Annotated in this window: 17 protein-coding genes; 13 read left to right on the plus strand and 4 right to left on the minus strand. The window is 33.5% G+C overall.

Translation table 11 applies throughout. The features are described 5' to 3' along the window. Nucleotides 1-12 precede the first annotated feature (12 nt). Nucleotides 13-1,101, plus strand: coding sequence for a hypothetical protein (locus N4A45_03085; protein ID MCT4664202.1), 1,089 nt, complete (start codon nt 13-15; stop codon nt 1,099-1,101). A 91-nt stretch (nt 1,102-1,192) separates the two neighbouring features. Here the strand turns inward: N4A45_03085 and N4A45_03090 are convergent, their stop codons facing one another. From N4A45_03090 to N4A45_03105, 4 genes are all read right to left on the minus strand, one after another. Next, nucleotides 1,193-2,521, minus strand: coding sequence for a saccharopine dehydrogenase NADP-binding domain-containing protein (locus tag N4A45_03090; GenBank protein MCT4664203.1), 1,329 nt, complete (start codon nt 2,519-2,521; stop codon nt 1,193-1,195). A gap of 509 nt (nt 2,522-3,030) precedes the next feature. Beyond that, nucleotides 3,031-7,812 carry a gliding motility-associated C-terminal domain-containing protein gene (locus tag N4A45_03095; protein MCT4664204.1) on the minus strand — a complete coding sequence of 1,594 codons (4,782 nt, stop codon included), beginning with the start codon at nt 7,810-7,812 and terminating at the stop codon, nt 3,031-3,033. Nucleotides 7,813-8,660: 848 nt separating this feature from the next. Then, nucleotides 8,661-10,844, minus strand: a complete 2,184-nt coding sequence (locus N4A45_03100) for a S46 family peptidase (protein ID MCT4664205.1) — start codon at nt 10,842-10,844, stop codon at nt 8,661-8,663. Then, entirely contained in the window at nt 10,841-11,245 is a 405-nt protein-coding gene (locus N4A45_03105) for an acyl-CoA thioesterase (GenBank protein ID MCT4664206.1), read from the minus strand. The genes N4A45_03100 and N4A45_03105 overlap by 4 nt, the downstream gene beginning before the upstream one ends. Nucleotides 11,246-11,398: 153 nt before the next feature. Here N4A45_03105 and N4A45_03110 point away from each other — a divergent pair, with 153 nt between their 5' ends. From N4A45_03110 to N4A45_03165, 12 genes are all read left to right on the plus strand, one after another. Further along, nucleotides 11,399-11,959: a DNA-3-methyladenine glycosylase I gene (locus N4A45_03110; protein MCT4664207.1), complete on the plus strand. Its 561-nt coding sequence runs from the start codon at nt 11,399-11,401 to the stop codon at nt 11,957-11,959. Beyond that, a complete protein-coding gene (locus N4A45_03115; GenBank protein MCT4664208.1) occupies nt 11,956-12,879 on the plus strand; it encodes an ion channel in 924 nt (307 codons plus the stop codon). Before N4A45_03110 ends, N4A45_03115 begins: the two co-directional genes overlap by 4 nt. Before the next feature lie 356 nt (nt 12,880-13,235). After that, nucleotides 13,236-13,646, plus strand: a complete 411-nt coding sequence (locus tag N4A45_03120) for a hypothetical protein (protein ID MCT4664209.1) — start codon at nt 13,236-13,238, stop codon at nt 13,644-13,646. A gap of 142 nt (nt 13,647-13,788) precedes the next feature. Further along, the gene (locus N4A45_03125; protein MCT4664210.1) at nt 13,789-14,652 is read left to right on the plus strand and encodes a hypothetical protein; all 864 of its coding nucleotides are present in this window, start codon (nt 13,789-13,791) and stop codon (nt 14,650-14,652) included. A gap of 25 nt (nt 14,653-14,677) precedes the next feature. Then, entirely contained in the window at nt 14,678-14,986 is a 309-nt protein-coding gene (locus N4A45_03130) for a hypothetical protein (protein MCT4664211.1), read from the plus strand. 168 nt (nt 14,987-15,154) lie between these two features. After that, nucleotides 15,155-15,625: a hypothetical protein gene (locus tag N4A45_03135; GenBank protein ID MCT4664212.1), complete on the plus strand. Its 471-nt coding sequence runs from the start codon at nt 15,155-15,157 to the stop codon at nt 15,623-15,625. Between the two features lie 128 nt (nt 15,626-15,753). Further along, complete coding sequence (locus tag N4A45_03140; GenBank protein MCT4664213.1) at nt 15,754-16,092, plus strand: hypothetical protein; 339 nt, start codon at nt 15,754-15,756, stop codon at nt 16,090-16,092. Between the two features lie 185 nt (nt 16,093-16,277). Further along, nucleotides 16,278-16,646, plus strand: a complete 369-nt coding sequence (locus tag N4A45_03145; GenBank protein ID MCT4664214.1) for a hypothetical protein — start codon at nt 16,278-16,280, stop codon at nt 16,644-16,646. Between the two features lie 267 nt (nt 16,647-16,913). Beyond that, the gene (locus N4A45_03150) at nt 16,914-17,249 is read left to right on the plus strand and encodes a hypothetical protein (protein ID MCT4664215.1); all 336 of its coding nucleotides are present in this window, start codon (nt 16,914-16,916) and stop codon (nt 17,247-17,249) included. A gap of 108 nt (nt 17,250-17,357) precedes the next feature. Next, nucleotides 17,358-17,822, plus strand: a complete 465-nt coding sequence (locus N4A45_03155; GenBank protein ID MCT4664216.1) for a hypothetical protein — start codon at nt 17,358-17,360, stop codon at nt 17,820-17,822. 46 nt (nt 17,823-17,868) lie between these two features. Beyond that, nucleotides 17,869-19,041 carry a hypothetical protein gene (locus N4A45_03160; protein MCT4664217.1) on the plus strand — a complete coding sequence of 391 codons (1,173 nt, stop codon included), beginning with the start codon at nt 17,869-17,871 and terminating at the stop codon, nt 19,039-19,041. Between the two features lie 147 nt (nt 19,042-19,188). Beyond that, nucleotides 19,189-19,941 carry a hypothetical protein gene (locus N4A45_03165; protein ID MCT4664218.1) on the plus strand — a complete coding sequence of 251 codons (753 nt, stop codon included), beginning with the start codon at nt 19,189-19,191 and terminating at the stop codon, nt 19,939-19,941. The last annotated feature ends 472 nt before the right edge of the window (nt 19,942-20,413 follow it).

Consider the following 20,413-nt stretch of genomic DNA (forward strand, 5'->3'; position numbering starts at 1 on the left):
AATGAATTAAAGATGAATAAATTAATTACAACCGTATTAACCTTACTATTTTTTTGTAATATCAACTTAGTGTTTGGACATTTCGATAGCGAAATCCATATAGATAAAGACAAGCTTAAAAAAGCTCCAAAAACTCAACTGAAATTAGAACAACAAGGAAAGCTTAATTTAAAACCATTTAAAGTAGATGTTGGGTTTGGTGAGGTCAATAGCTTTCTATTAACACTTCCAAAGTTCCGAAACGAGACTGTAGAATTCGAATTAAAATCTATAGAACATAGAAAAAAATACTATTACCCCATTATCATCAAGTTGGATAAAGAATTTGAAATTATCAATATCCAAAAAGACACTATAGAACTAGAAGGAGATGAAGTTTATGGAATTAGTCAAACAAGTAAAGTATCCATTGATACGAATACCTCGTATATTCTGATAACGACTGAAAAAAAAATTCTCTCGAAAAGAATTACTTACTCTTATAGCTCTCAAAATCTAATGCCTGTATCCACAGGATCTTCCATAATCTACGTTCCATCGGGACAAAGCTATATGAATAAAAAGATTTACTTTTCTGACGATCCTAAATTCTACTTTCAAATACCCAACAAAAATGGTAGAAAATTGTTTCGAAAAGAACAAGGAATATTCTTCGGATTCGGAGCTTTCTTGGGAGGAGAAAAATTAGGAAAGACTCAAATAGGAGGAGGAGCAACTATGGTTCTTGGAGCTGCTCTTCATATCACTGGTACAAGTCTTGTAGGTCGTGGGGAAATAGGGATTCGATATCAGGGAAGTAAAGATGATAAAGCAGAAAATATTGGATTTTTTACCGCTGGTGTTCTCACTTATCAGACAAAATATGTTAATCTAGGTTTTGGAGGTCAATATGATTTCGGTAGTTCTATAACGAATACAAATGGAAAAAAATATAATTTTGTTCCTCAACTGGGACCAAAGTTTCTTATTGAAGCTCGTTTAGACGGTAGACTTCATCTAGGTGTGGAATATATTCTTATGAAGGAAGTAAAAGATAAAGAAAACAGAATTTATAATGGAAATAGGTTTAGTCTTATGCTCAGAATGTTTATAGGAAAATAACTCCACCACTACAAATAAAAACACAAAAAAATGATGGCTACCAAGCAGAACTTGGTAGCCATCATATAAATCATCCAGTACTAAACCACGATTAAACCATAGAGTCTAATACTGTGATTTCTTCCTTAAATACTACTCCGTATTCTTCTAGCTCTTTTAAAACGGGCTGATAAATTTCTTTGTGTATAGGTATTTGAACTCCTCTCAGATTAATATTTCCTTCTAAATAACGTTTTACACAAATGGCAAGTGGTAATCCCACTGTTTTTGCCATGGCGGTATATTTTTGATCTTCTCCTTCGATCCCAAATGATGAATGATGAAGATATTGTGATCCTTTTAATTCGTAACTAAATTGATGCTGCATAACCACTAGATCACGGTCATTGGATTCTAATGCCCATTCTGTTTCCAAAATACTTTGAAGAACTTTTGCAGGCGAAGCTTTTTCTAGTCCAATTTCTTGTTGAGAAAAGAGTCCTAAGTTTTCAAATTTTGTGAGGTTTTCTATTCCAAGATAAGCCTTAAACTTTTCTTCTACAGATAAGTGTTCGCTATAAGGCAAAAAAGAATTCGTAAAATCTCTCAAGGTCATTGCTTGGAGGTTTTCCATTTCGTAAGAATCATCTGTCATGCCTAATTGCACAAATGCATTCCAGTTTTTCATAAAATCTGGTTTACGAATGGTTCCTCGAAACATGGTTTCTATATCGTCTAAATTATAAAAGGAACGATATCCTAAAGAATCTCTATTTGCATAAGCCTCAAAAGACCCAAAGCCCGGAATTTGTAAATCATCCTTTCTCGTAAATAAATGACTATAAGGAATATATTTGTATTGACCTTTCATTAAAAACTTAGCCGTTCCTTGCCCAGCAAGAATTACATTTCTTGGGTTCCAGCTAAATTTATATTGCCAATCATTATCACATTCGTCAGCTACAAGACCACCACAATAGGATTTAAAAGAACTGAATTTCCCTCCTTTTTCCTGAATATCATCGATGACTAATTTGGCCGACATGTGATCAATTCCTGGATCTAAACCTATTTCATTTAAAAATAGAATATCTTTTTTCTTAGCAATTTCATCGTATTGTAAGATTTCGTCAGAAAGATAGGAAGCGGTAAAAAGGCTTTTACTATGTGTGATACAATCTTTTGCTACAATCATGTGAAAACGTGCAGGAAGCATAGAAATTACCGCTGTTGATTCCTCAATAAGTTGCCTTCTTGTTTCATCATCAAAAATATCACCCGCTATGGCTTCAAAACGATCATGCTTATCATATTCTGCTAAATGATCGATCACACGATCGAATACTTTAAGCTGAATATCTAATTCCTCCGCTTTAGATAATAGATATTTAAAAATATATATCGCACTTTTTCCTGCTCCAAACTGAACTATTGTTCGCATATTGTTCTTATTTTAAAAAGATCATACTGATTATACCTATGCATAAATTAATACCGATTACGTTGTTCATTTACTCACTGTTTAAGCCCTCCCGAAAAGTCGGGACGAACTCTGTAATTCAGATCCCCCTTTGAAGGAGGTAAGAGAGATGTTGCATCTTGTTTCGTAATCGAATAACATTTCTTTAGTTTCTTTTTTAGGAGGTGTTTACTTTGTGTAACATCCCCCTTCCCCCCTTCAAAGGGGGCTTAAACAGTGAGTAAATAATACCATTTATGGTGTTAATTTACTCATAGGTATAATGTCGATACATTGCTAAAAGCCAGTTATGAACGCAGTGAAATAAGTGGGTAATTTTAGCAAGTAATCGGTATAACACCATAAATAGGATCTCTACCATCAAAAAAAGGAAGCCGAAGCTTCCCTATTTTTGATAAACCTTCCTATGCGAATTTAATCTTATTCCTCCGTATAGAAATGAAATTTTTATTACAAATATTTTTTTTTGTTTAAAAAACAACAAAAGTTCCTTTCTTGAATTCTTCCTTATCATTTTCTGTTTTGTACCTCAGCGTATAAACAAAAGTTGTTGTTTCCGTAATTCCAGCATCATAAGGATTAAATACTTTATTAATATCATTGGATTTAAAAACAATTCCTCCCCAACGATCAAAAATGAGTAATTCAAAAGAACTTAAATCGCATTCGGTCTTTGCTCTAAATTCAGCATTTTCGATATTTTCTCCTAAAACTACCGTGTTTGGAAGATAAACTGGACAAGCACAATCTTGTTCAAAAACAATAATTCTATGATTCTTTTCGCCACAAGCATTGGTCACTTTTACGGTGTACTCTCCTGGTTTTGTAAGTAACTGAGTAGACAAATCAGACCCTGTACTCCACTCATAAGTAGCTCCTTCCAAGGTAATATCAAGGAAGATTTGACTGTTTAAGCACATCATCGTATCTGTTGGGAGATAAAATGTTGGTGCATCGGCAACAGTAAGGTACATACTGTCTCTCATGCTACAATAAGCCGTTTTCATTTCTACCCAATACCATCCTTGCTCAGTAATAGTAATATTAGAACTGGTGTCTCCTGTACTCCATAGATAGGTTTCTACAATACTTTGAGAGGCATTTAAGAAAACAGATTCTCCTTTACAAATTCCTTGATCAAATAAAGCTTCTTTTGGTTTTTCTCTAAGGGTTGTTGCGGTAATTCCTGTGCTTTCGCACCCAAAAAGATTAATGGTTAAACTCAGTTGCTGAGAATCCCATACTTTCTTAACGGATGAAGTATCATTATCGCTCCAGAGATAGGTAGCTTCTGGGTGAACAAATACATCTAGCTCTATGGTGTCTCCTTCACAAATATTATAATTCTTTTGAAGGTCAATTTCTGGATAAGGATGTACCACTACTTTGGTCGTGTCCGAAACGATACAACCATTTAAATTGGCTTGCACAATATAGGTTCCTGTTTGGTTCACCGTAATGGCAGAATCGGTACTATTATTATTCCACAGATAAGTAGCTCCAGGGAAATATGCATCTAAAATGGTATCATTTCCAATACATAAATTGATTGAATCTGGTAAATTAATACTTGGATACGGAAGATAATTCACGGCAATAGTGTCATAAGATGTACAACCAAATTTGGTCACTTCTACTGTGTAAGTTCCTGCGGTATTTACCTGAATATTTTGGGTAGTTTGGTTATTATTCCAAAGATAATTTGCATTGTTTTCTTGAACAGAAAGCGTGATCGGTGTTCCCTGACAGGCACTTTGGTCGGGTCCTAAATTAATAATAGGATAATTGTGTACCAAAACAACCGAAGTATCTGAGCGTACACATCCACCTAAATCTACTTGTACAATATAAGTTCCAGACTGATTCACCATAATTGCAGAATCGGTACTTGAAGTATTCCAAGAATAACTTGCATTTGTATTAAATACATTCAAAATTGTACTATCTCCTGTACACAAGTGAACCGTATCTGGCAATAAAAGAGTTGGATTTGGTTTAAAAAGCACATTGATGGTATCATAAGACAAACATCCAAATCTATTGGCTATTACCGAGTAATTACCTGAGGTAGTCACAGAAATACTTTGGGTATTCTGATTGGTGTTCCACAAATAACTAATATTTGAGTCTTGTACTGTTAAGTTCACGAGGTCTCCTTGGCAAGCTTCGATATCTGGTCCAAAATTAATTATTGGATATTGATGAACCTCCACAACAGTAGTATCTGAAACATCACAAGAGTTTGAACTTACTGTAACGATATACGTTCCAGATTGATTGACCATAATGGCAGAATCGGTACTAGAATTGTTCCAAGAATACGTTGCATTTGGATTAAATACATTCAATATTGTGCTATCACCTGAACAGAGATGAACGGTGTCGGGTAAGTTCACTATTGGTGCTGGTGTAAAGTTTACCACTACCGTATCATAAGTCTTACAACCCATAATATCTGCTTCTACACTATATGTTCCAGAACTTGTTACGGCAATACTTTGGGTGGTTTGATTGGTATTCCAAAGATAGGTTGCATTAGGATCTTGTACGGTTAATGTCACGGTGTTTCCTTGACAGATCGTAATATCGGGTCCAAGATTTGTCACAGGCGGCGTAAAAACCTGTACCACTGTAGTATCTGAAATAATACAACCATTTAAATTAACCTCTACAATATAAATACCTGCTTGATTCACTGTGAGAGTAGGTGAAATACTTGAGTTATTCCAAGAATAGGTTGAGTTTGAATATGTCGCATTAAGAACCGTGCTATCACCTGCACATAAATTTACAGTATCTGGTAGATTTACGATAGGATAAGGCTTGATTACCACTTGAACAGTATCTCTGGAAATACAACCGTTTTTGGTTACCGCTACAGAATAGATTCCAGAACTTGTAATATTAATAGACTGTGTAGTTTGGTTATTGTTCCAAAGATAGGTGGCATTATTCTCTTGTACTGTTAAATTCACCGCTGTTCCTTGACAAACTGAAAGGTCTGGACCTAAATTTGTAACAGGATATCCATGAACATTGACCACGGTAGTATCATATTTTATACAACCATCTAAATTTACAGCCACTGTATAGGTTCCTGATTGAGAAATGCTAATGGCAGAATCTGTATTGGAAGTATTCCATAAATAAGTCGCATTTGGATAAAAAGCATTTAAAATGGTGGTATCTCCTGTACAAAGATTAACGGTATCGGGCAGATTAACGGTTGCATAATTTCCAAAATCTACTGAAATAGTATCATAGGAGGTACAACCGTTTTTTGTAACCGCTACAGAATAAATCCCCGTAGTATTCACTTGAATGGCTTGTGTGGTTTGGTTATTATTCCACAGATAGTTTGCATTTCCTTCTTGCACCATCAAAGTGGTGTTCATTCCTTGACACAAATCTTGATCGGGACCTAAATTAGTTATCGGAAAAGCTTGCTCAATGACTACGGCAGTATCAAAAACAGGACAAGCATCTAAATTTACTTGTACAATATAAGTTCCAGATTGGTTTACATTGATAATGGAATCGGTACTAGAATTATTCCATAAATAACTAGCTCCCGATGCCGATGTGGCATCCAAATCAACTGAAGATCCTGTACAGAAATATACCGTATCTGGCAAATTGACCATTGGAGGAACTTTGGGCGTAATTGCGATACTGTCTCTGCTAGAACATCCTTGCTTAGTAATTTGCACCCAGTAATTCCCAGGACTTGAGATAGAAAGTGTTTCGGTGGTATCTCCTGTATTCCACAGATAGCCTTCTGTAGTTTGAAAATCGGGATTGAGTATTAAATTATTTCCAAGACAAATACTGGTATCACTTCCTAAAGAAAAAGAAGGAGCAACAGAAGGAGCAACAGTAAACGTATCTCTAAATTCACAACCATTCAAAGTATTGATAAAGGAATAATTCCCAGGTGAATTTATGGTTCTCACGGCATTTGTTGTCCCATTTTCCCAAGAATAAGCCGTTTGAGAATTATTAAAACTAATATCTACAGAAAGTGTTTCCCCTGGACATAAAAACAACGTATCCGCTATAGAAACAACAGGTTTTGGTCTTTCTGTTACAGAAAAAGTTTTACTAAAGCTACACCCATCATTAGACTGAGCCGTTACCGAGTAAAGACCAGGCGTTTTTGCATAAATCAAACTATCATTTGACCCTGTACTCCAAGTTACTGATGACAGACCTACATCTGAACTTAATGCTAAAGACAATGCCACAGAATCTCCTGGGCAAAAAGAACCTACACTCGTAGAGATTCCATCTACAAACTGATTTAACGAGGTTTGAATAAAGAATGTTGTATCGCTAAGTGCTTCAGAACATAAATCTGAAGTTGCCGTTATATAAGTGGTATTTGGGTTGAGATTAACCGTTGTACTAAAATTTCCTGTATAAATATTCCCAAGGTTATCTTTCCATTCAATATTGTTTGCAGAAACGATGGGCATAAACTTCGTAGAAGTATAAATATAGTCTGAGTTTGTGTTATTAGGGATAAAACGAGTTCCCTCAATAGAAGCGGTCCAAACACTACCATGATCACGGCTTACATTTTCATCGTTATCATAAACAATGGTCGTTTTACTACCCGAACTGTTAACCACTCCATGAATAGCTAATCCATTATACCAAGTACTACAAACGGGTTTGTTGATCAAATGGGTTTCTATAACATTTGAACCTTCTTTTAATACAATGGCAGAACAAAATGTTAAGTTCGAACAGTTAAACATCGGCACCTCTAACCATCTCACAACAAAGGCTCGGTTTGGAGCAGTTCCTATGGTAGCATACTCGAGTTTCCCTCCATTGAGCGGATTAATATCCTGAAAAGGCGCATGAATCGCATTTTTGAGATCTGAGTTTGAGCTTGGGCCGAGAGTGTTATTCGTAGTATAAGCACTGTAAGTATTGGCTTTTGAAGCATTAAACGTGATAAAATTATTTGAACTGATGACCACACTTGAATAGTTTACTCCATAAAATTTAAAATTAAATCCTAGGTTGATCAAAGAACTGAAATCATCATCTCCTAAACTCAAGCTATCAAAAGTGGCGTTACCCACCAAGTTCAAAAAAGCAAGCTCAGAGGTATTAAAACCCATAGAAACTTGTGTACTATTCTGCCCTTCACAGATATATTTTTCTTCTGGTAGTGCAAATTGAGCGTGAGCTGTATAGAAAAACAAAAAGAGAACGCTTAATAACGCAATAATTTTCTTCATTACCGAACTAATAGTTTAAAATTGCTACAAGACTTTTCATAAAACTGAAAAATGAATGTTTTTTTTGTTTCTAGAATGATACAATAACCTTTCCAAAAAAAATATTCCCTACCGCTAAAAAGCATTGAGGTAAATCTCTATTCTACAATCATTTCATAATTAAAAAAGTGATGCAACAGTCTTAGTTTGTGGCAAAGATAATCATTATCAAAGAGTTTTGAGCTAAGTTTTTAGAGGCTTCATTTCAGCTTTCTTCACAAAGTCTTATTTGTAGAAAAAAATAAAGCCTGAATGAGTGTTTTTTGATTTAAGTATAGAACACATTTAAGAAAACTATATCTAATACTGTTTATGGCATTATACCGATTACGGTGTTAATCTACCCATAGAATTTAGTCTCTTTATCAGAGAAATTTGTTGCAGAACATCCCCCTTTCCCTCCCGAAAAACCGGGACAAGCTATTCAAAGGGGGATTTTATCCATTTTAATTTGTACTAAAACCAATATTCGCTTCGCAATAAGAATTTTCTTTCTTTACACTTCAGAAAATTCACTCGAGCTAAAGAGTGATAAAAATTATACGACTTATGTCAGTTCGAGTGGTTTTTGATGCAATGCAATGGAATCAAAAATTGCATCAAGAATAACGTATGATTGTCAAAAAATTCTCGATAAAAATTTTCTTCCGTTTCTCTCCAGAAAATTCACTCGAACTGACAGAGAAGTAAAATTGCATCAAGAATAACGTATGATACCATTTACGATATGAATAATCAATATAAAAAAACCAAGAACAGAAAATTTCCATTCTTGGTTTTTTAAAAAGAAAATACCTTTTGGGCAAAAATCAACGAATGATTTCCATTTCATCTATTAGATGAGATGCACCAGCAAATTTATCGATGATAAAAAGGATATAACGGGTATCAACCATGATGTTTCTACAACGGGTAACATCATAATTGAGGTCGCTCATAGTTCCTTCCCAAATTCTATCGAAATTCAGACCTACCAATTCTCCCTTTCCATTGATGGCAGGAGAACCTGAGTTTCCTCCAGTGGTATGATTACTGGCGATAAAACACACAGGCATTTTACCATTTTTATCGGCATATACTCCATAGTCTTTGTTCTCATATAGCTCAATCAGTCTTGTTGGAAGATCAAACTCATAGTCTCCAGGAACATATTTTGCCATCAAACCTTCCATATAGGTATATGGAGCATAGGTTACGGCATCTTTTGGGGAAACTCCTTCTACTTTTCCGTAAGAAACACGCATCGTTCCATTGGCATCTGGATAAAATCTTTTTCCTGAGAACACCTCCATTTGAGCTTTCATATACGTACGCATCAACTTGTCTATTTCTCTTTGAACTGCATTATATTTTGGTCCTATTTCATTGAGGTAAAAATCGCCACCCGCTTTTGCAATAAGATAAAGTGGGTCTTTTTGGAATTTTTTAATCGCTTTTACAGGATTCTTCTCCAAGGCTTTTCTAAACTTTTCCTCATTCATAAAATAAGATTTTGCATACGCTTTTCTAAGACCTTCTTTAAGGTTTCCATCATGTTTATCATACAATTCCTTAAAATAAGCAGGGTACTGTCCTTCTTTCAGATTCTTTACATTTAATGAAAGTACAGCAGCAAGAACTTCTCTATCGGTACCGTTATCAAGATCTTTCCAGTATTTTTTATCAGAGAGCCAAGAATCAGCAAGTTTTTGAGCCTTTTCTTTCTTTTTGTCTTTATCCTCTAGCTTATTATATCCTTCTATTTGGCGGTATTTGCTCCATAATTTATTTTGAGAAGAAACGGTTACAATATTCGTCTCTATAAAATATCGTCTTGACAAAATGAGCGGTGCTTTTTGATCATACAATTTCTTTAGATCCGATAGAACATTTCGGTATTTATTAAACTCTTTCCCTCCTTTCACTTGGATCAAAAAGTCTTTTTCATAAGCCATTTTTTTATCCAAGGCTCCCACGGCTTTCATTCCTTTACTTTCTCCAATCCATTTTTTATACCCGTTTGAAATACTCGATTGTTTAGCGGCGTATTGAATTTTTATTTTTTGAGAAGAACGCATTTTATTATCAATAATTTCTAATGCCGTTTTTCTAATTTCTATTTTTGCAGGATTCAAAATATTCAAAACTTGCTCAATCTCATAAGAGGGCAAATACTCATCTGTACGTCCTGGGAAACCAAAAACCATCGTAAAATCACCTTCTTTCAATCCTTTTATAGAAACTGGAAGACTATGGGCAGGTTTATAAGGAACATTGTCTTTACTGAAATCAGCAGGTTTATTGTCTTTATTGGCGTATATTCTAAAAATAGAAAAATCACCTGTATGGCGTGGCCACATCCAGTTGTCTGTATCTGCACCATATTTTCCTATAGAACTTGGTGGAGCTCCTACTAATCTTATATCAGTAAATGTTTCTGTGAGAAATAAATAATATTGATTTCCTTTATAAAAAGGTTTTATGGTCGCTCCAAAAGAAGTTCCTTCAGTAGCTTTTGCCTTTATTTTTTTGATGTTTTCACGGATAATTTGGTTTCGTTTTGCTTCATCCATTCCATCGGTAACTCCTTCTAGAGCAGCTTGAGAAACATCTTCAATTTTTTTAATAAAAGTAGCCGATAGATGATCGTTTGGCAATTCATCGGCACGAGTTTTTGCCCAGAAACCATCCTTAAGATAATCGTGTTCTACAGAGCTATGATTTTGGATTTGTCCATAACCACAGTGATGATTGGTGAGTAGTAATCCTTCTTTAGAAATGATCTCGGAAGTACAACCACCATTAAAGTGCACAATGGCATCTTTTAGGCTCGATTTATTGATAGAATAAATATCTTCGGCAGACAATTCCATCCCCATATCTTGCATTTCGGCCTCATTGAGCTTTTCTAGCAAAAGTGGTATCCACATTCCTTCATCGGCAAAAGAAGGTAGAGAAAAACCACAGGTAAGCATAGCCAGTACCAGCAGTTGTTTTAAAGAATTTTTCTTCATGTTATATAGTTTTTTATTTTTTCTAAAAAGGATTCTTGAATGGCTGAGGGTCTTTTTGTTTTTGCATCTAAAAATACTAAAGTAGTATAAGCAGTAGTGAGCAATTGCTGATCCTCATATATTTCATAAGAAAAAGTAATCCTACTTCCTTTTACTTGTGAAATCCACGTTTTTACTTCCAAAACACGATCATATAAAGCAGGACGGAGGTATTTGATATAGAGATCCAAAATAGGCGACATAATCCCCATAGATTCCATCTCTACATAAGGCAAACCTGCATCTCGCATCAGTTCTGTACGAGCTACTTCTAGGTATTTAACATAGGCAGAATGATGCATCACTTGCATTTGATCTGTATCTGCATACATCACCCGAAAATGAGTTGAAAAACGTTCCATAAATGGGATAAAATTTGAAATTGCAAGTTAAGGTTTTCCTAAAAAAAAATCAAGGAATCTTGTATCTCATTCCCTATTGGGGTAAAATGTAAATCTCCTCTGTCAATTCAACAAAAAATGGTATAATTGTTTTATATTCAATTGAACAAAAAAATGGAAAAACGATGCAAATGGGCTGGAAATGATCCGCTATATATTCAGTATCATGATGAAGAATGGGGTGTTCCTGTAAAAGAAGACCAAAAGCTTTTTGAATTTCTTCTGTTGGAGTCTTTTCAGGCAGGTCTTAGTTGGATAACTATTCTTAGAAAAAGAGAAAACTTTAGACGAGCTTTTGATGATTTTGATTATAAAAAGATCTCAAAATACTCCAATCAAAAAATTGAAGAGTTAATGCAAAACAAAGGAATTATTAGAAATAGATTGAAAATTAAATCGGCAATAAGCAATGCAGATGCTTTTATGAGTATTCAAAAGGAATTCGGTAGCTTTTCTTCCTATTATTGGGCATTTTCAAAAGGGGAAACGCTCTATAACTCTCATGAGAATCAAGAATCTGTTCCTGCAACTACTCCATTATCCGATTCCTTATCTAAGGATTTGAAAAAACGTGGATTTAAATTTGTGGGTTCTACTATTGTTTATGCATTTATACAAGCCACAGGCATGGTGAATGATCATATTATTGATTGCTTTAAACATCCACAAAAATGAGTGCAAAAAACACAAAAGATCCTGGTTTTGGGTTTCAGTCCCACGAAAAAGTTAAAAGTATTATTGGTAAAAACGGACGTTCAAATGTTCAGCATATAAACCGCTCTTTTGGACTAGATGATTTATACACTTTTTTTATAGAAATGTCTTGGGGAAAGTTTTTTCTTTTAATGATTCTTGGATATTTAATTCTAAATATCATTTTTGGTGGTCTTTATTGGTTCGTGGGCATAGAACACATCACACAAGTATCTGGAAATGAATGGACAGATTTTCTCAATGCTTTTTTCTTTAGCACCCAAACACTTACCACTCTGGGTTATGGTGCCAGCTTTCCCTCTGGAAAATTAGCAAATATAATTGCGAGTTTCGAAGCTTTCTTCGGGCTTCTCAGTTTTGCTTTTATCACAGGATTACTCTATGCTCGTTTTTCTAAACCTAAAGCGGCTATCAACTTTAGTAAAAATATGATTCTACGCCCTCATAAAGAAGGTAGAGCTCTGATGTTTAGACTCATGAATAGCAGAAAAACAGTAATGATAGAACCCGAAGTAAATGTCACGATTTCTATTAATAAAAAAGACGATAAAGGACTGTTTCAAAGGAATTTTTATAGACTACAGCTCGAAAGAGAAAAAATCATGTATCTACCCACCGTATGGACTGTTGTTCATGAGATAGATGAAAAAAGCCCACTATATACACTTTCTAATCAAGAAATTGCCAATCTCAATGCCGAATTATATATCCTTGCTCAATATCATGAAGAATCCTACGGACAGATTGTCTATCAAATAGGAACTTACCATTTTTCGGCAATAGAATTGGAGGTCAAGTTCTCTCCTGCTTTTGAATACAATCTCGATGGTTTTGTCGTTTTGGATCATCATAAACTCAGCGATGTGGAGAAAATGGATTAAACCAAAGAATTAAAAATGCTATTCTTTTTTAAAAAAATATGAACTTAACAGAACACAGGCAAAGCAGATTATTGCACAAGTACACGATGACTTAAAGCTAGATCATAGCGATAAATATCCTATCACTGCAATTTTTTTTAAAAAAGACGACGAATATAAATATGATAATTGGCTAGGAGGTTATAAATACAATGACCCCGAAGCGGTAGGCGATGAATATTATGGTATGTACACAGAATGGATTATTACCATAGATGATAAGAAAGGAGAAGCCATACAATTCGCATATTATACAGGGCGTTGGGAAATAAAGTTAAATAAAAATGGCAAGTATGAACGAGTAAGAAAGTTATAAAATGAAACCAGTAATTAAGCAATTATTATCAGACATGATTTACTTTGATGATAAAAGAGAATGTTCAGAAACAGATAAGTATATAAAAAACGCTTATGATAATTTGGGTTATGAAATTACTTTTACTAGGATAAGAAACCTATTATCGTGGCTAAACCCCAAAATATTAACAGATGATGTAGAAAAATATCTTATTTATGAAGATTTTATGGAGCCTGAAATTTTTATGGAAGTATATGCTGAATTTAAATCTCTACTTGACCATATTCCAGTATTTAAAGAGTTATTTCAGTTGAAAGAAAAACATATAGAATTTAATTCTTCACTTACAAAAGATGACATCCAAGAAATTAAAACTTATGTAGGAGAAAACAGTGTATTATATCAAAGAAGATACTATAAACCGAGATAATTACAACTTAGTACAAACCACCTCTTCGGAGGAGGTTTTTGTTTTTGAGACAAATCTCTACCTTGAAATATAGAAATTACCCTAGCTTTAAGGAGTGCCATAAAGAAAAGTGCCGAGGAGAATGCCCCCATTATCCGAAAAAATGGATAGATTTATTTGGGCTTTCATCCATTTCGATTTTTCCACCTTTTTCCAAAAGTGCTGGAAGAAAATAGAACAAATTTTAGCAAATGTAAACCATGCTCAAATAGCCTATTTAGGAGGACAAATGGCTGGACTTGTCCTGGAGGCCATTATAAGTATTGTGTTTACAGGCGGATCACTCACCGCCGCCAACATCCTTGCAGAAATGACTTCTGTGGCTACAGCGGTAGGTAAAGGAGCTAAAAAAGCCGCTCAGTTTTCTGCCCAAAAAGTAGAGGATCTTATAAGCTATCTAGATACCGCTACAAAAAAACTTCAGAAAGGCCCCGATGAACTAGCCAAAGTGGTGGATGACTTTAGTGAGGAGGTTCTGGTGAAGAAGAATTTGGATGCTCTAGCTACATGGGATGATCTACCCGTAAGAAAAAAAGGTATGTTAGGTGGTAAAACCTTGAGGAGAAAAGAAGTTAAGCTTTGGAAAGATAAAATTGCTAAGATTAGTAATAATACCGCAGAGTTGATAATTTTACCTAAAGGCAATAAAATTCTAGGCGGAAAACAGGCAGGATTCAGTCCTTTTAGTCGAAAAATATATTTACAAAAAGGTTTAACAGAATATGAAATACTACACGAATACAAACACTTAGAGGAGTTTATGAAAATAGGTGAAAAAGAATACAAAAAAGGGCATAAATTATTAGGAGGAAGTCCAGAAGAACAATTAATACGCACTTACAAACGAGAAATGTATGTATATAAAGAAATTCTAAAACAAAAGCATAAATTTAATGCTAAGCAATTAGAACACGCTTATAAAAAAATATTCTTCCCCTTATTAATCAAGCAAAAAAAGACGGAATAGATTTAACAAACATAAAAATAACAGAATGATGACAAAAGAAGAAATAATAAAAATGGTAAAAAAACACATGAAAACCATTAACTTAGATTTCGATAAAGATTATGGTTTTGATTGCTGGGATAAAGATAGGAAAGAGGACAGAACAGGGGTGATACGAAACTTATATAGAGTAATATTTGAATTCCCTGATTATGTAGAACGAGACCAACAAGGAAATATTATAGAATGTGTAGAAGGACATATTGGTAGCTGTTATATAGATGCAGATACATATGAAATTTTATACTATTCATACCACCACGGCTATATAGAGGTAGATGGTACATGGGGATAATATAGGATCAGATCATGGGAATTGAAATTCCTTAATGGCTTACACATTCAATAGATATATACTTGACTAATTATTAGTTAGATAAAAAATTTAGTATAAATATATATAAGCTATCTAGAAGCCGCTACAAAAAAACTGCAAAAAGGCCCCGATGAACTAGCCAAAGTGGTGGATGACTTTAGTGAAGAGGTGTTGGTGAAGAAGAATTTGGAGGAGTTGACGGAATTAAAAAATATATTTAAATTTAAAGGCTTTAGCGTAAAATTTCATGACCATTTATTGTATGGAGACATAAAAATAAAGATTATACACAATCAAGATAAAACCAAGGTAAAAGAAGTATATGAATATGTATTAAGCAAAGGAGGTAAAAACAAAGATGAAATATTACCACCTTGGCAGGTAAAGGCGGAAGCTAAAGGTGTACATATGCATGAAATTTTTAAAACTGATAATGTGAAAGTACTGAAAAAGACAACCAAAACCCTTCATACACGCGAAAAGGTTGATATCGTAGAATTTCAATTCTATATAAAGGAATATGGTGAATATTGTAAAAAGAAAAAATCTACCCTTTGGCCAAAAGAATGGAGCCTAGAAAAAGTAAAACGAATTACTAAGAAGCCAGTGAGAATGTAATTAAACACGATAGGAGTAAATATGTAGGTAAATCTAAAGAAGGATACCAAGTAGAGTTCTTCTCGAGCCCAGATGGGAAAATTAATAACGCCTACTTAAATTTTGAAAACTTTTAAATTAAAATTACAATGAAAAATAGATTAAAATTTGATGCTCAAGTAGGATGGGCTATGGGAATAGAAGATAAAGATGCGCTTTTAGGATACTTTGTCTCCGACACCAAATACAGCACAGCAGAAATTATAGAGTTATTAGAGCTAGTTTATAGTAAAAAGAAGACTTTCGATGAAGCTTTAGACATATACGAATATGGAGGTTGGGATATAGGTTCTGGCAGCGGTACATTTTCTTGCGATGCAGAAACGGCATATTTTACATCCGATGTAAAAAGCCTAGAAAGCACAGAAATACCACTGAAAGAACTCATAGAAATCCTCTATGCTTGGAAGGATTTTTTGGACGAATAAGTAATTAACCACCTCTTCGGAGGTGGTTTTTGTTTTTGAAGCAAGTTCTACCTTGAAATATAGAAATTACCGTAGCTTTAAGGAGTGCCTTAAAGAAAAGTGCCGAGGAGATTGTAGCCAAACCAGAAAACCTTAAAGCCCTCCATAAAAAACTAGACGATTTAGCCGATAAAAATTACATTAACATGGCAGACTTAACAGATATATTTTTGAATAAAGAATATATAACCAAAAAAGTATTCGAAAAAAAATTATTACAAGTATGTGATGATTTAAACTTAGAAGCAAAAAAAGAAAGTGATTATGAATATCTTATTAGAGAAAAAGGGAAATATGAATATATCAGTATAGATTTACCTAATCGTGAAGATTTTCGGGAAACTTTAGGTGATGATAATCTTGGAGCTATAAGTCAAATGGATTATAAATTATCTCATGCTTCAATAAGCTCTTTACTGATACCATTTACAAAGGCCATAATGGAAGCTTTTCCAGGTATGTTAGTAGACGGTTTAACCTTAGAAAAGTATCTAGAAATACAAGCACAAGAATAACTCTTTAAAAATTAATCTAAACCGCTCAGTAAAACGGTAATTGTCACAAAAAAACCAAAATCTTCTACCCTTTGGCCAAAAGAATGGAGCCTAGAAAAAATAAAACAAATTACTCAAGAAGCCAGTGAGAATGTAATTAAACATAAAAACAATGGTCGTAAATATGTAGGTAAGTCTAAAGAAGGATACCAAGTAGAGTTCTTCTCGAATCCAGATGGGAAAATTAATAACGCCTACTTAAATTTTGAACCAATAAACTAAAAAATCATGATAAAAATAAATTTTGACTCTAAAGTTGGCTGGGCAATACCAGAAAAAGATGAACATATATTGTTGGGCTACTTCATAGACGACACCAAATACAGCACAGCAGAAATTATAGAGTTATTAGAGCTAGTTTATAGTAAAAAGAAGACTTTCGATGAAGCTTTAGACATATACGAATATGGAGGTTGGGATATAGGTGAAGGAAGCGGTACATTTTCTTGCGATGCAGAAACGGCATATTTTACATCCGATGTAAAAAGCCTAGAAAGCACAGAAATACCACTGAAAGAACTCATAGAAATACTCTATGCTTGGAAAGATTTCTTGGGCGAATAAGTAATTAACCACCTCCGAAGAGGTGGTTTTTGTTTTTGAGGCAAGTTCTACCTTGAAGCATAGAAATTAGCGAAAAAAAGATACAAACAAAATAAAAAGAAATAAGTTATGGAAATAAAGTATATGCAACAGTTGAGAGATAATCCTAATTTGGCACCTAGTATTGGAAGAAGAAAAGGAATTAATTTATCTCAAATACAAGAACTAGAAACCAAGTACAATAATGGAAATAAATTTCCTAAAGCCTTTAGAGAGTATTTATTTTTAGCAGGAATAATGGGGAATACAGGCGTTGTAGATGAAGATTTTGACGACCTTTTTGAAGATTGCGAGGAGGATATGGAAACTTGGGGAAATAAATTAGAGCGACCTTTTTTTGTATTCGATCGATTAGATAGTCAGTACAGTATCTTCTTCTTAGATGAGCAAAATGAAGACCCAGATGTGTATATTTTTAATGCTTCATGGGATTCAGAGGATAGCGATCCTTTATTAAAAAAATCATTTACAGGTACCTTTAGTAATTTAATAAATGAAGCCATCTATAGAATTAAAAATGATATTCCTTTTTAACTGAAAACTAAACCTATATGACTGCACTTTTAAAACAACGAGCATTTTGAATAAGATAAAAATAATTAAAAACGAGAGTCTCCACTCAGCAACTATAAGCATTGATGGTCAAAACTTAGAAGATTTATTATATTCTTTATACCCTGAAATATATGAGTTTGAGTATGAATTATTCAGTTTCAACTATTATTATAAAGACCTCCAAACAGCACAAATATTGTGTACTCAAATTGATTCCGAAAAAAACGAACATTTCCCACTACTAATCTCCCCTCTTGACGACAATCTCCCACAGGTGTGGCTGAATATTGAAGTAGAAAAAACAGAGACTTTAGTTCTATGGAAAAGATTTGGGACACCAGAAAAAGAAGATACTACATTCAATAATAATCATAAAAAAACAACAAACTGGTTAGTCCCAAATAAGTCTTTCGTTTTTCATAAGCCAGAATATGAGCAATGTATTAAACAGTTGAAAAGGCATATATTAAAGAATCATTTGCAAGAAGATTTAATTCTGTACTTCAAAAGTATTATCTCAGAAACCAAATTCCTTAACTATCAGATTGAGTTAACTTTAGATAACGAAAACTCAATAAATATTTTTTACAACTCTAAAACAGATGAAAATATAAATTGGGAATTTATGGGCACTTATTCGATCCATTCTTTTATAAAAAAACTAAATATTCAAGAAGAAAAATTCACAAAAGATGAGACAATAACCCTTGTAAAAAATGCTCTTACATTTCTTATACTATATCCCGAGAATCCTAATATAAACCATCATCAAGCTGAAAATCTATTTATTAGGGGAAAAGATATTGATTCTATGGTTTTGAAGCCACATGAAATGTACCTAAACAATATCTCAGATTATCTGAAAGAGTCTTTAAAACACGATATTTTAGAACTTAAAATAAAATGGGCGGTCCTAAAAAAACATTGTAAACATTTTGGCATCACTAAATCGGAGGCGCAAAAAATTTATGACCAGGCGAAGATTGAACTCCGCTCTACGCTGATAAAAAGAGCGGCACTATACCTAATCCTGGGACTACTTGTGGGGGCATTGGGGGTTATTGGTCTTAAAAAGATGCATATCATTTTTTTCACAGTACTCTTTGTTCTTCTAGGAATAGGCGCAACGGTAAGTGGTTTTCTATATCTAAAAATCTATATTTCTAGTTTCTTTATAAAACAAAAAAACCTCATCTAGAAAATCTAAATGAGGTTTTAATTTTGGTACCCTTCCGCAAACTAATTACGAACCAAGTCTATGTAGATTTAAAGAAACTATATGACTTAAAACCTATTCTAGAACGAGCAGGTTTATATCCAGTAAAAAATTAAAGAGATATAAACAATGAAGCCGATCTACGCTAACATACCAATTGGTTTAATAGAATACTGTCGTAAAAATCGAAAGATTAACCACCTGTCACTGTTTGTATATTTTAAATATATAGCCAGTGGTCATGTGCAGTATTCTAATGACAATATTAAAGTATGGGCAACAGATTTAAATAAATCTTCAAAGTGGATTAAATCGGCTCTTGATTGGATGATATCTAAAGGATGGATTACAGTTAACTCAAAAAGAAAATCATATAGAATAATCAGCTATAATCAACTTCATAGAAAACTAAGATTGACCACTATGTCAGGGGTAGTTTTCGAAGAAGATGACTTCTCTAATTTCAAAGTGTTTTGTAATGCAGCTTTAATCGATTATGTAATACGTGTAAAGAAATACTCAGATAAAAAGAATAAAAGGTCGGTATCATCCATGGGAGGTACCAGTATGAATCATAATATTTCTTTTCCTCGTGGGTTTTATCCTATGCCAATATCATATTTAGCTGCATACTTAAACATTAGTACAACAACTGCATTTAACATGAAAAAAAGTGCTAGAGAGCATAATTATATTTCAGTTAAATATCAAGCTGAAAAATTGGAGTTTATTAAATCTAAATCCGATTTGTTAAATTATTTAAAATCATATCCTGATAATAAACCATATATCAGAAAAAGAGGGAGGAATGAGTATGTATACATTTCTGCTGATCTTATTAAATCTGATTTATTCATCAAACGTAAACGCTTAAAAAACTAGGAAAAAATATGAATAGTAAATATGGGATTATAAAGGGAAAGGGAGGAAAGGGAAAGAAACTGAAAAAAGGAACAATAAATACATGTACTGATAATACAAACTACATTATAGAAGTAGGTAACTAAAACAGCTAGATAAATCTGCTATGCACATTTACAATGCAAAAAAGTACTAGACTAGTAAATCAGAAAAAAGTAAATAATGATGCAATTACACAGTCTAGTGAACATACTAATTTAGATAAAACATACCGTTTTGGTCTTTAATAGCTAGTGATTAGTACCATTTTTAAACAAAAAGTGACTAAAACATGCAAAAAAAAGCCAATTAGGGTAACGAAAAGGTATTCTTTTAGTTTTCAATGGAGCATTAACTTATAATAAATGCCTGTTTATATAATCATTTTAGTTATCATATTTTGTTATTAGAGAAATTGTAGAAATGTATAAGGGGAAAAATAGATCAAATGTAT

Source organism: Flavobacteriales bacterium (assembly GCA_025210805.1).
GTDB lineage: Bacteria > Bacteroidota > Bacteroidia > Flavobacteriales > CAJXXR01 > JAOAQX01.